This is a genomic window from Pararhodobacter sp. SW119, assembly GCF_017811755.1.
Classification (GTDB): domain Bacteria; phylum Pseudomonadota; class Alphaproteobacteria; order Rhodobacterales; family Rhodobacteraceae; genus Pararhodobacter.
Genome location: NZ_JADDJF010000023.1, coordinates 39,264 through 52,652 on the forward strand (window position 1 = coordinate 39,264; position 13,389 = coordinate 52,652).

10 protein-coding genes and 1 pseudogene are annotated in these 13,389 nt (G+C 68.5%); 10 read left to right on the top strand and 1 reads right to left on the bottom strand.

Annotation, left to right across the window (positions count from 1 at the left end; translation table 11 throughout):
* Positions 1-15 precede the first annotated feature (15 nt).
* The 9 genes from dnaJ (at position 16) to IM708_RS13475 (ending at position 11,792) form a co-directional block, all read left to right on the top strand.
* Entirely contained in the window at positions 16-1,170 is a 1,155-nt protein-coding gene (gene dnaJ / locus IM708_RS13435) for a molecular chaperone DnaJ (protein WP_209427084.1), read from the top strand.
* 202 nt (positions 1,171-1,372) lie between these two features.
* A complete protein-coding gene (locus tag IM708_RS13440) occupies positions 1,373-3,382 on the top strand; it encodes a CocE/NonD family hydrolase (protein ID WP_209427085.1) in 2,010 nt (669 codons plus the stop codon).
* A gap of 459 nt (positions 3,383-3,841) precedes the next feature.
* Positions 3,842-4,666: a helix-turn-helix transcriptional regulator gene (locus tag IM708_RS13445; protein WP_209427086.1), complete on the top strand. Its 825-nt coding sequence runs from the start codon at positions 3,842-3,844 to the stop codon at positions 4,664-4,666.
* Positions 4,667-4,825: 159 nt separating this feature from the next.
* Positions 4,826-6,403 (top strand): ABC transporter substrate-binding protein, encoded by a 1,578-nt coding sequence (locus tag IM708_RS13450; RefSeq protein ID WP_209427087.1) that lies wholly within the window; start codon positions 4,826-4,828, stop codon positions 6,401-6,403.
* Between the two features lie 51 nt (positions 6,404-6,454).
* Complete coding sequence (locus IM708_RS13455; protein ID WP_209427088.1) at positions 6,455-7,399, top strand: ABC transporter permease; 945 nt, start codon at positions 6,455-6,457, stop codon at positions 7,397-7,399.
* Positions 7,396-8,244, top strand: a complete 849-nt coding sequence (locus IM708_RS13460) for an ABC transporter permease (protein WP_209427089.1) — start codon at positions 7,396-7,398, stop codon at positions 8,242-8,244. The genes IM708_RS13455 and IM708_RS13460 overlap by 4 nt, the downstream gene beginning before the upstream one ends.
* Positions 8,241-9,212, top strand: a complete 972-nt coding sequence (locus tag IM708_RS13465) for an ABC transporter ATP-binding protein (protein WP_209427090.1) — start codon at positions 8,241-8,243, stop codon at positions 9,210-9,212. The genes IM708_RS13460 and IM708_RS13465 overlap by 4 nt, the downstream gene beginning before the upstream one ends.
* A 169-nt stretch (positions 9,213-9,381) precedes the next feature.
* On the top strand, positions 9,382-10,371 hold the full coding sequence (locus IM708_RS13470) for an ABC transporter ATP-binding protein (RefSeq protein ID WP_209427091.1): 990 nt from the start codon (positions 9,382-9,384) through the stop codon (positions 10,369-10,371).
* The gene (locus tag IM708_RS13475) at positions 10,368-11,792 is read left to right on the top strand and encodes a C69 family dipeptidase (RefSeq protein ID WP_209427092.1); all 1,425 of its coding nucleotides are present in this window, start codon (positions 10,368-10,370) and stop codon (positions 11,790-11,792) included. Before IM708_RS13470 ends, IM708_RS13475 begins: the two co-directional genes overlap by 4 nt.
* Positions 11,793-11,926: 134 nt before the next feature.
* On the opposite strand, the gene IM708_RS13480 is transcribed toward IM708_RS13475, so the two are convergent.
* Positions 11,927-12,844, bottom strand: coding sequence for a DMT family transporter (locus tag IM708_RS13480; protein WP_209427093.1), 918 nt, complete (start codon positions 12,842-12,844; stop codon positions 11,927-11,929).
* A 231-nt stretch (positions 12,845-13,075) separates the two neighbouring features.
* Between IM708_RS13480 and IM708_RS13485 the strand changes: the two are divergent.
* Positions 13,076-13,389, top strand: a pseudogene (locus IM708_RS13485) (hypothetical protein); the annotation flags it as partial.

Consider the following 13,389-nt stretch of genomic DNA (forward strand, 5'->3'; position numbering starts at 1 on the left):
AGACCGAGGTCCGGAATGGCAAAGAAAGATTTCTACGATGTGCTGGGGGTGACACGCAGCGCATCGGCCGATGAGATCAAGAAAGCCTATCGCAGCAAGGCCAAGGAACTGCATCCCGACCGCAACGCAGACAACCCCGGCGCCGAGGCGGCCTTCAAGGAAGTCAACGAGGCCTACGAGGCGCTGAAGGACCCCGAAAAGAAAGCCGCCTACGACCGCTTCGGCCACGCCGCCTTCGAAGGGGGCATGGGCGGCGGCCCGCGCGGCGCACGCGGCGGCGGCATGCACCCCGGCGCGGATTTCTCCTCGGCCTTCTCGGACGTGTTCGAGGACCTTTTTGGCGACTTCATGGGCGGCGGGCGCGGCGGCGGACGCCAGCGCGCCAGCCGCGGGTCGGACCTGCGCTACAATCTGCGCGTGACGCTGGAAGAAGCATTCACCGGCATCCAGAAATCCGTCCGGGTCCCGACCCTGGCCGCCTGCGACGAATGCAACGGCACCGGCGCCGAGGGCGGCGCCGAACCGGTCAGCTGCCCGACCTGCGGCGGCATGGGCAAGGTGCGCGCGCAACAGGGCTTCTTCACCATCGAACGCACCTGCCCGACCTGCGGCGGGCTGGGTCAGATCGTCAAGAATCCCTGCAAGTCCTGCCGCGGCGCCGGCCGGGTTGAAAAGGAACGCACGCTCTCCGTCAACATCCCCGCGGGGGTCGAGACCGGCACCCGCATCCGCCTCTCGGGCGAAGGCGAGGCCGGGCTGCGCGGCGGACCGCCGGGCGACCTCTATATCTTCATCGAAGTGCGCGAGCATGCGCTCTTCCAGCGCGACGGGCAGGACCTGCACTGCCGCGTGCCGATCAGTTTCGCCGCCGCCGCCCTGGGGGGCGAGGTGGAGGTTCCCACGATCGACGGTGGCCGCAGTCGCGTGAAGGTGCCCGCCGGCAGCCAGACCGGCAAGCAGATGCGCCTGCGCGGCAAGGGGATGCCGGCGCTGCGCGGTGGCGGGCAGGGCGACATGCGGCTGGAACTGGTGGTCGAGACGCCGGTGAACCTGACCGCGAAGCAGAAGGAACTCATGCGCGAGTTCGAATCGCTCTCGGAGAATAACAACCCCGAGGGGTCGAGCTTTTTCTCCAAGGTGAAGAGTTTCTGGGACGGCATGACCGGCTGAACGCCCACCGTCGTCGATCCCCGCAATCCGCCAAACCAACCCGCCCCGGCGCCGATCCTTCCGCGCCGACGCCCGCCTACCAGCTTGCTGGAGCGTCCTGACGCCCGCGCCGCGCCGGCTCGCGTCGCGGTCCCGCGCATCGCGCACTTGCACGCGCCCCCCGATCCGCGCTCACTGCGCCCGCAGCACGAGGGAGCGCGCGATGACCGACACCGCCAGTCCGCAGACAACCCAGGACGCACCGCAGATCCACGACCCGGTCTGGATCGAGATGCGCGACGGCACGCGCCTTGCCGCCCGCATCTGGCTGCCGCCTGACGCCGCCACGCGCCCGGTCCCAGCCATCCTCGAATACCTGCCCTATCGCCGCCGCGACGGCACGCTCGCGCGCGATGAACTGACCCATGCCTGGCTCGCGCGCAACGGCTACGCCGGCGTGCGCGTCGACATCCGCGGCAACGGCGATTCGGACGGGTTCATGGCGGACGAATATTCCGATCTGGAGCTCGACGACGGCGTGCAGGTGATCGAATGGCTCGCCGCGCAGCCCTGGTGCACCGGCGCGGTCGGCATGATCGGCATCTCCTGGGGCGGGTTCAACGGGCTGCAGATCGCGCAACTGGCCCCCCCGGCGCTGAAGGCGGCGGTGACGATCTGCTTCACCGACGACCGCTACGCCGACGACATCCACTACATGGGCGGGTGCCTGCTGACGGAAAACATGCTCTGGTCGCAGCAGATGCTGGCCTATTCCTCGCGCCCGCCCGACCCCGCGATCGTGGGCGACGACTGGCAGCAGATCTGGCGCGAACGGCTCGAGGCGCAGCCGCTGCTGATCGAGACCTGGCTCACCCACCAGCGCCGCGACGCCTACTGGCGCCGCGCCTCGGTCTGCGAGGATCTCAGTGCAGTCAAGGCCGCGATCCTCGCCGTCGGCGGCTGGGCCGACGCCTATTCCAACGCCGTGCCGCGCGTGCTGGCGGGGCTTTCGTCGCCGGTCGCGGGGCTGGTCGGCCCCTGGGCGCACAAATACCCCAACGTCGCCTGGCCCGACCCCGCCATCGGTTTCCTGGCCGAGGTGAAGGCCTGGTTCGACCGCTACCTGAAGGGCGCGGATGTTCCGGCCGCGCAGGGCTACCGCATGTACATGCTGGACTCCGAGCCCCCCGCCCGCCGGATGCTGGCGCGCAAGGGGCAATGGATCGCCGAGCCCGCCTGGCCCTCGCGCCGGATCGGCACCCACCGGTTGCACCTGTCGGAAACCGGCCTCGGCGACGCGGCGGGCGACACGCCCCTGACTGTCGCCAACCCGCAGACCGTGGGGCTGACCGGCCAGCGCTTCTGCCCCGGCATGCGCAGCCTCGACGAACTCGCCGGCGACCAGGCCCCTGACGACGCGCAGTGCCTGACGCTCGACACCGCCCCGCTCGACGCGGCCTGGGACATCGTCGGCGCCGCCCGCCTGCGCCTGCGGCTGACCCCCGACCAGGCCACCGGCTTCGTCGTGGCGCGCCTCTGCGACCTGCGCCCCGACGGGACCGTGGCGCTGATCACGCTCGGCGCGCTGAACCTGACCCACCGCGCCGGCCACGACCGCGTGGACCCCCTGATCCCCGGCGCGCCGGTCGAGGTCGACGTCCAGCTCAACGACATCGCCTACCGCCTGCCCGCCGGCCACCGCCTGCGACTGGCGCTCTCGACCGCCTACTGGCCGATGCTCTGGCCCTCGGCGGCGCCGCTCAGCCTGCAGGTCGACCCTGCCGGCAGCCACCTCGACCTGCCGCTGCGCCCGGACCTCGACGCGCCCGCCCCCAGCTTCGGCCCCCCCGAACAGACCCGCGACGGCAGTGCCGCGCAACTCCGCCCCGAAAGCTTCGAGCGGATCGAGGAGGTGCTGGACGACGGCACCCACCGCCTGCGCCTGATCACCGACGGAGGCCACACCCGCCACGAAAGCACCGGCATGGAGACCGCCAAGACCATCACCGAGACCTGGGAGATCCATCCCGACGACCCGCTCAGCGCGCGCAACACGGCGCATTGGAGCTTCCACCTCGGCCGCGGCGACTGGCGCATCCGCACGGAAACCCGCCACGAGATGACCTGCGACGCCGACAGCTTCCACATCCGCGCCCGCCTCGAGGCCTACGCGGGCGAGGCGCTGGTCTGCCGACGCGACTGGGACCTGAGCATCCCGCGCGACGGCGTCTGAGGGGGAAAGGGCGGGGGCAACGGCACGGGGGTGACGGAGGTTCTCCCGCCCCTCGTCAGGCTGTGCGCGTTCCGCACAACCTTCCTCGCGTTGGGCCGGGCGCCGCGCGCTGCGCGCGCGGCGAAAAAAGGCCACGCCGCCAAGTGCGGGTCACTCCCACCCCCTCCGACTTCATCTGTCCGAAAATATCCCGGGGGGTGAATTGGCCTAGCCAAGAGGGGGGCAGCGCCCCCTTGCCCGCCTCCGTCAAAGCACGACGCCGGCGGGCGCAGTCCTTTCCAAATCCCTGCCGCACCGTTCGGAACTGCCATACGCTTGCCATACGCTTGCCAGCCGCTTGCCATACACTTTCCAGCACCCTGCCGGCGCCGGCCCCGGCACCGATCCGCGCGGTGGAGCGGACGCGACCTGACGCGATTTGACTTGCAACGCGGCCGTTAGTGCGTCAGCATCGCGCCCATGCCGGACACGCTGGTGCGCAACCTCAAGCTGATGTGCAGCTACGCCCCCTCGATTTCCGAGGCCTGCCGGGCGATGGGCATCAACCGCCAGCAGTTCACCAAATACCTCAACGGCAGCGCCCGCCCCTCGGCCCGCAACCTGCGCCGGATCTGCGACTATTTCGGCGTCGAGGAGGAGGAGCTGGCGCTGCCCCCCGGCCGGTTCTCCGAGATCGTCTCGCTGCGTCCGCGCGCGCGTCACCTGATCCGCGCGCTGGGTCCGGCGGCAAGCCATATCGACCGGATGTTCACCACCTCGGTCGACAGCCTGCGGCCCTATTGCGGCTACTACCACTACTACTACTACACCCCCAGCCGGCCCGGCATGATCCGCCGGTCGCTCTTGCGGATCAGCGCCTACAAGGGCGTCTACTACACCTGTTTGTGCGAGCGTATCCAGCCGACCGAGACGCCGCTGGGCCGGTCGCATTTCGTCCGCTATGTCGGCGTCGCGGTGATGCTGGGCGGGCGCATATTCATCGTCGACCACAACGCCCGCGCGCTGCGCTCGCTGTCGCAGACGATCCTCTTTCCCGCCGCCACCGAGGAGCCGCAGTTCCTGACCGGCATGACGCTGGGCGTGCAGGGACGCAGCGCCCGTGCGCCCTTCGCCGCGCAGGTCTTCCTGGAATACTTGGGCGCGCGCACCAGCACCCATCGCGCCATGCGCGCCACCGGCGTCTTCGACCCCGACAGCCCCGACCTGCCGCGCCACGTCGCCCGCATGCTGGCGGTCGGCGGTGCCGGGATGCACATGATGACCGCCATCGAACTGCCCGCCTGACCCCCTGACGCGACCTGACGCCCCCACAGCGTCAGAAGCCTGCCCCTGATCCCAAGAACACCCTTGCCCGATCCCCACCCCCATCCGCAGGATAGACCCACGACGGGGCCCAACCCCGCACCACGGCTGTTGACCCCTCACGCCAACCGGGAGCTACCGATGACCCACGCCATACCCCGCCACCTCTTTCCCGCTGCGACGCGCCGCCAGTTCCTGGCCGGGACCGCCGCGCTGGGCACCCTCAGCCTGCTGCCTGTCGTCGCCTGGGCGCAGGATGGCCGGCTGAACGTCCGCGCCTATCTGGAACCCGACGACTACGACCCGCTCGACGCCTCGGGCTTTCTGGAGGAACTGCTCTACGGCTGCATCTACCGCAAGCTGATCCAGTACGTCCCCGGCGACGAATGGGACTGGCAGCTGGACCTGGCCGAGTCGATCGAGCAGACCAGCCCGACGACGATCGAATTTCGCCTGAAGGAAGGCCAGATGTGGTCCGACGGTTTTGGCGAGATTACCGCCGAGGACGTGAAATTCTCGCTCGACCGCCATATGGTCGAGGAGAACAACTCCCGCATCAAGCCCGACCTCGGCACCTTCACCCATGTCGAGGTGACCGGCACCCACACCGGCATCATCCATATGGAGCGTCCGTTCGCGCCGATGTGGACCATCGCGCTGCCCTACCTGGCCGGCACGATCATCTGCAAGGAGGCGGTCGAAGCCGCCGGCGGCAAGATCACCACCGCCATCCCGCCCGCCGTCTGCGGCCCCTACCGCGTCGTCGAGCACCGCCTGGGCGAGCGCTGGGTGCTGGAGCGCAACCCAGACTTCTCGGGCGAGCCCGCCGACTTCGAGCGCGTGGACCTGATCGTAATCGTCGATGAGGCCGCCGCCGAGATCGCCCGCGAAGCCGGCGATGTCGATTTCACCGCGATCGGCCCGGCCTCGGTCGCGCGGCTGCAGGACAGCCCGCCGGAGGGGATGCAGCTGTCGGTGCATCCGGCCCTCTTCTACACTTGGGTCGGGCTCAACATGGAGCACCCGAAGTTCGAGGACGAGCGCGTGCGCCGGGCGATCATGCACGCCATCGACGTCCCCTCGATCCTGCAGGCAGCCTATTTCGACGTGGCCGAACCCGCGACCGGGATCATCGCGCCCGGCCTGATCGGCCACCGGCCCGAAACGATGATCCCGCCGCAGGCCGATTTCGCCCGCGCCCGCGAACTGCTGGACGAGGCCGGCGTCGACACGCTGCAGATCAACATCGACGTGCTCAACAACGTCACCCACACCACCGCGGCGCAGGTGATGCAGGCGATGATGGCGCAGGCCGGGATCGAGCTGAACATCACCGTCCACGAGGGCGGCTCGTTCTGGAGCCTCGGTGTCGCCGCCGACGGCGACCGCTGGCAGGATCTGGAGCTGACCATCAAGCAATTCTCGATGACGCCGGACCCCTATTACGCGACCGCCTGGTTCGTCACCGACCAGATTGGCGACTGGAACTGGGAACAGTTCTCGAACGAGGAGTTCGATCGCCTGCACGAGGAGGCACTGAGCGAGACCGACCCCGACCGCCGCGACGAGATGTACCGCCGGATGCAGGACCTGATGGAGGAATCCGGCGCCTACCGGTTTATCACGCATGGCGTGACCGCGAACCTCTATGCCGACAGCATCGTCCCGGCGACACGGCCTGACGGGCTGCCGCTGGTGCAGTTCTTCCGCCGCGCCTGAGACAGGGCCCCGGCGCGACTGATTCCGCGCCGGGGCCGGCCCTGACCCCGCATGCTCCGCTATACCTTCCAGCGCATCGTCCTCGCGCTCGCGATCGTCTTCTTCGCGATCTCGGCGCTCTATACGGTGATGATCACGCTTCCGGGCGACCCAACAACCGTGCTGCTCGGCCCCCGCGCCACGGCCGAGATCCGCGCCGACTTCCGCGAGCGCATGGGCCTCGACAACCCCGTCTACGTCCAGATCGCCCAGTTCTGGGGCCGCATCCTGACGGGCGACATGGGCACCGACTTCAACCGCAACCGCCCGGTGGCCGAGGCCGTGCTCAACGCGCTGCCGCACACCATGGCGCTGGTCTTCGGCGCGATCTTCTGGTCGGCGACGCTGGGCATCCTGCTCGGCGCCTTTTCGGCCGACAACCGGGGCAGCTGGCTCGACCGCATCTCGGGCGTTCTGTCGGTCGCGTTCATCGCCGCCCCCTCCTTTGTCGTCGCGCTCTATTCGCTGCTGGTCTTCTCGGTCTGGCTGCGCTGGTTCCCGACCATCGGCGCGGGCGAGCCCGGCGACATCATGAGCCGCCTTTATCACCTCGCCCTGCCCTCCTTCGCCATCGGCCTCGCCTGGGTCGGCTACGTCGCGCGCATCGTCCGCGCCTCGATGCTCGAGGCGTTGGGCGAAAACTACATCCGCACCGCCCGCGCCTTCGGCCTGCCGCGCCGGACGGTCATCTACAACTACGCCCTGCGCGTGGCGATCCTGCCCGCCGTGCAGGTCCTCGGCGTCGGCATCGGCGGCATGCTCTCCAGCGCCGTCTTCGCCGAGATCGTGTTTTCGCGCCCCGGCCTCGGCTCGCTCATCTACGACAGCGTCTCGGGGCGCAACTATCCCGTCGTCATGGGCTCGATGCTGGTCGCCATCGGCTTCTTCGTCACCTGCGCGCTGATCGCCGACCTGATCAACGCCGCCCTCGACCCGCGGCACAGGTCCAAGGCATGAACGCCTTTCGCCACACGCTTCTCGGCCGGCTGCTGGCCGATCCGCTGGCCGTCTTCGCACTGGCGATCGTCACGCTGCTCGTCGTCTCGGCAATCTTCGCCGATGTCATCGCCCCGCATGATCCCACGGCGATGAACCTCGTGGACCGCTTTGCGACCCCATCGACGACCTACTGGATGGGCACCGACAACCTCGGCCGCGACACCTTCTCGCGCCTGCTGCAGGGCGGGCGGATCGCGCTTTACGTCGCCCTCACCGCCGTCACCATCTCCGGCCTGATCGGCCTGATCCTCGGGATGCTGGCGGGTTTCGGGCCGCGCTGGCTGGACAACGCGCTTCTCTTCTTCTTCGACACGCTCCGCGCCTATCCGACGATCATCCTCGCGCTCGCACTCGCCGCGCTGATGCCGCGCGGCCTCGGCACCGTCATCATCGTCGTCGTCATCACCTCGTTCGCCGAATACGGCCGGGTCGTGCGCACGCAGACGCTGTCCCTCAAGAACTCCGAATTCATCCTGGCCGAGCGCGCGATGGGCGCCTCCTTCGCGCGCATCGTCTTTCACCACATCCTGCCCAACGTGCTGGGTCCCTTCTTCATCCTCGCCGCCATGAACCTGCCCGTCGTCATCACCATCGAAGCCGGCATGAGCTTTCTCGGCATCGGCGTCCCGCCCGGCACGCCAAGCTGGGGCGCAACGCTGAAGGACGGGTTCGACTACATCCGCACCACCCCCTGGATTCTCCTCTCGGGCGGGCTGCCCCTGATCCTCGCCACCGTCGGCTTCACCTTCCTGGGCGAGGCTTTGCGCGACCAGCTCGACCCCAGGCTGAGGAAGACCCGATGACCGCCGCCCTGCAGATCGACGACCTGACGGTCCACTACGCCACCCGCGAAGGCGCGCTGCAGGCCCTGCGCGACGTGTCGATCACCGTGCCCGAGGGGAAAATCGTCGGCGTCGTGGGCGAATCCGGCTGCGGGAAATCCACCCTCATCAACGCGCTCCTGCAACTCCTGCCCGAAAACGCCACCCTCCCCGCCGGCCGCATCACGCTGGAGGGCGAGGATGTCACCCACGCCTCCACCCGCCGCCTGCGCCAGATGCGCGGGCAGGAGATGTCGGTCATCTTCCAGGACCCGATGACGTCGCTCAACCCGGTCCTCAGCATCGGCCGGCAGATGCGCGACATCCAGTATCGCCAGCCCGGCAACCGCACTGAGAAGGACCGCCGCTCCGCCAACATGCTGGGCCGCGTCGGCATCCCCGACCCGGTCGGCAAGCTCTCCGCCTACCCGCACGAGTTGTCCGGCGGCATGCGCCAGCGCGTCGCCATCGCCATGGCCGCGCTGATGCGCCCCCGCGTGCTGATCGCGGACGAGCCGACCACGGCGCTCGACGCCACGCTTGAAGTGCAGATCATAGAACTGCTGAAAGAGATCCAGCGCGAGATCGGCTGCGCCATCCTCTTCATCTCGCACCACCTCGGCGTCATCGCTGAACTCTGCGACCGCGTCGTGGTCATGTACGCCGGCGTCGCGGTCGAGGAGGGGCCGGTCGAGGACGTCTTCCTCCGCCCCGGGCACCCCTACACGATCAAGCTGATCGAATGCGACCCGGGCAGGCTGAAGGTGCGCGTGGCCGACCTGCCCTCGATCCCCGGCAGCCTGCCCGACCTGACCGACCCGCCCGCCGGCTGCATCTTCCAGGACCGCTGCGAGCGCGCCACCGAAATCTGCGCCACGCCACCCCCGCGCGCGCCCCAGCGACCCGGCCACTGGGCCGCCTGCCACCATTCCGGGCCGGAGGGCTCGTGATGCGTCCAGCAAAGGTTAAAATTCGGTTGCGATCACGATTTTTAATATTTCAAAACAAAAGGTTGCCCTCCGGTCCGCTAGCGGACCGCGCGCCCTTGGGCCGGAAAACCCGGCTTTCCGGGTCGATTCCGGGCCTTTCGCCCGCGTCCCGCCAGCCGGAAAACCGGCCATGACCCCGCTCCTTTCGCTCCGCGACGTCGTCGTCGAATTCCCCGCCGTCGGCGGCCTCAAGGCCCTGCTGACCCCGCCCGAAAAACGCCGCGTCCGCGCCCTCGACGGCGTCTCGCTCGAGGTCACGGCGGGCGAGACGCTGGCCATCGTCGGCGAATCCGGCTCGGGCAAGACCACGCTCGCCCGCGCCATCAACGGCCTCGTTCCGCTCGCCGGTGGCCAGGTCACCTTCGACGGCACGCCCCTGCACGAAAGCCCCGACTGGCACGCCATCCGCCGCCGCGTCGCGATGATGTTCCAGGACCCGGTCGGCTCGCTCTCCCCGCGCAAGACCGTGCGCGACCTGGTGCTGGAACCCTTCGCCATCCATGGCCTGCCCCTGAAGGACCGTCAGGCCAAGGCCGTGCAGCTACTCGAAGACGCCGGCCTCGGCCCCGACTTCCTCAACCGCTACCCGCACCAGCTCTCGGGCGGCCAGGCCCGCCGCGTCGGCGTCGCCCGCGCCCTCGCCCTGACCCCCACGCTGGTGCTGGCCGACGAGCCCACCGCCGGCCTCGACGTCTCGGTTCAGGGCGAGATCCTGAACCTGATGAACCGCATCAAGGCCGACCACGGCCTGACCACGCTGATCATCACCCACAACCTCAACATCCTGCGCCACATCGCCGACCGCATCGCCGTGATGTACCTCGGCCGCATCGTCGAGGTCGGCCCTGTCGAGCGCCTGCTCACCGCCCCCGCGCATCCCTACACCCGCGCCCTGATGGCCGCGAACCCCGAACCCGACCCCACCGCCCGGCGCGAACGCATCGTCCTGAAGGGCGAGACGCCGGCGCTGAACGCCCGGCCCCCGGGCTGCGAATTCCACCCCCGCTGCCCCGTCGCCCGCCCCGACTGCGCCACCCGCATCCCGCGGCTGGAACCCGCGACCACTGGCGGCCAGGTCGCCTGCCACTACCCCCTGACCCAGGAGCCCGCCCCCGCATGAGCTACGGCATCTACATCGGCCGCGACCACACCGCCGACGGCCATGCCTGGCTGGCGGGCTACGGCGACGAACCCTCCAGTCACTGGCTGGAACTGGTCCCGCGCCAAACCCACGCGCCGGGCAGCACCATCAAGGTCGGCGTCTCGCCAAAGTCCAACCTGCCAGGCGTCCGGTCCGAGATCCCGCAGGTCGCTGAGACCTTCCGCCACCTGCGCGTCAGCTACAGCCACTACCTCGGCGTGCCCGCGCCGATCACCAACGGTGGGCTCAACGAACACGGCGTCGCGGTGCGCGACATCTGGTCCTCCTCCCGCGCCGAGCTGATCGCGATGACCCCGCCCGACCAGTCGGGCCCCAACTATTCCGACCTCGCCCGCATCGTGCTGGAACGCGCCCGCACCGCCCGCGAAGGGGTCGATATCATCGCCGCCCTGATCGCCGAGCACGGCTATTCCTGCTATGGCGGCAATTCCCACATCATCGCCGACCCGGACGAAGCCTGGGTGGTGATCGAATTCGCCGGCGCGCAGAAGCTCTGGGTCGCCGAACGCCTGGGCCCCGACGCCATCCGCGCCGCGCGCCCCGGATGGATCGGCGAAATCCCCTCCGCGCCGAGCGACACGTTCCGCTTTCCCGACCACTTCATCCGCTTCGCGCAGGACAAGGGCTGGCACGACCCCGCGCACCCCTTCGACGTCAACCGTGTCTACGGCGACGCCAAGGGCCGCTGGGAAGGCGTGCAATGGGTGGAGACCGAGATGCAGGCGCGCGCGGCCCGGCCCGAGAAGATCGGTCTTGCCGATGTCGTCTGGTCCATCGCCACCGAAAAGCTGACCGGCGATACCGCCGGCTACGGCCAGGTCGTTCCCCTGACCCACCCGCGCCACGACGCCCTGCGCGTCATGTGGCACGCCCCGGTCGGCCCGGTGACGGCGCCGCTGGTGCCCGTCTTCATCGGCATGTCCGACGTGCCGCCCGAATACGGTCCCCACCGCTACCTGACCTCGGGCGAAAGCGCGCGCTTCCTCGACGACCGGCGCGCCAGACGCAACCCCGACTCGGTTAGCCACATTTCTCAGGGTGCCGAGGTCACGCGCTCGGCCTTTCAAGCGGGAAAGCGGCTCATGCATCTCGCGTTTCAATCCGCCGGACCGATCCTGGCAGAGGTCTGGACCCATTGCCGCGCGACCGAAGCACGCCTCGCCCAAGATCTCCCCGACCTGCTGCGCAGCGCCGAGGTCCTGCTCGACGCCGGCGAGGCGCGCCTGGCGGCACGGCTTCTCACCGACCACGCTTCCACCCGGCTTCTGGCAGTCCTGTCCGAGGCCGAAACGCTCGCCTCCGCCGCCGAGGCACGGATCCGAATGGCGGACGGGCTGAACCTTGCGCGGACACCGCGGCGACCCCAACAGATCTGGTAAGCGCACCACTGGTTAAGCGCGGTTGGGCGCACACGTCATAGGCTGGACACTTCATCCGGCGCGGCGCCGATCGAAGTGATCCGGCACCTGATCCCGCGTCGGCTTGTCGCGCAGCATCGCGCACGCCCAAGCCATCATCCCTGCGGCGTCATCGCCTTGCGCTGACGCCCCCGTTCAAGCCCCAGTTGCCGTTCGCGCCAGATGATCAAGACACCCGCCAGAACGACTAGGGCTGCGCCACCCAGCATGGTAAGGGTCGGAACCTCGTCAAATATCCAGTAGCCTATGGCCAGCGCAAACAGGATCGAAACATACTCGAACGGCGCAATCACCGAAGCGTCGGCGTGGCGATAGGAAGACGTCAGCAGAACCTGGCCCACACCCCCCAGCAACCCGGCAAGGACCAGAAGCACTACATCCCCCGGCCCTGGCACGACCCAACCGTAAGGCAGCGTCAGCAGGCTGAGCCCGGAGGCGGTGATCGAAAACCAGAAAACAATGGCGCTGGTCGATTCGGTCTGAACCAGCCTGCGAACGAAAATCTGCGCGAGTGCCGCAAAGACCGCTGCGCCGAGAACCAGCATCGCTCCCAGCGCCTCTGCTTCGGACAAGTCCGCGCCCACCGAAAGCCGGGGCGACAGGACGATCAGCACGCCGATCACGCCCAGAACCACCGCCGAGATCCGAAAGATTCGGACCTCCTCGCCCAGAAACATCGCGGCGAAGATCACGGTCAGTATCGGTGCGGCGTAACCGATCGCGGTGACCTCGGGCAAAGGCAGGAACAGCAGACCGGCAAATCCCAGTCCCATCGCCGAAGTCCCGACGAAACCGCGCCAGACATGCGCCATCGGTGCCTTGGCGCGAAACCCCGTTGCCAACTCATGGCGCCAGGCCAGCCAGGCGACGATGATCGGCACGGCAAAGACCGATCGGAAGAACACGACCTCGCCTGGGGGTACACGCCCATCGGTCGCCTTGATCAACGACGCCATCGTGATGAACACAAGCACCGACGCAATCTTCAGAATGATGCCGTGAAGAGGTCGCATGACAGGCCTCAAGGGATACTGCATCTGCGAAGTATCGTCCCACATCCAATTGAGCAAGGCTTTCGGTGGCCCTGTAGCGTCCTGTGGCGTCGCAGGGGATGGTCCCAAGTCTGCAGTGAGTTCTTGTTAACTTCGGGTGGAATATAACGCGTGCTCTCCCGTTTTCTGAATACCGGTGCCGATCCGGGCCGGCGCGGTGTGCGGCGGACGCACGCGATGAAAGAGGGTTGCATGGGCAAGTTCGAACTCGGGCGCGCGTCTCCGGCAATCGGCGGACCGGTCGGTGGACGGGACACTGCGGCGCGTAGGCCCCGCGTCGTGCTTTACTCCCATGACACGCTCGGTTTCGGGCACTTGCGGCGCAACATGCTGCTGGCGAGCGCGCTGAAGGAGTGCGGTCAGGACCCCGACATCCTCCTCATCGCCGGGATGCACGAGGCGGGCGCGTTCGCGATGCCGGACGGTGTCGACTGTGTCAGTCTTCCCGCCTATGCCAAGGCGGTGGACGGGAGCTACCGCTCACGCGAGCTGAGCATCGGCGTCGT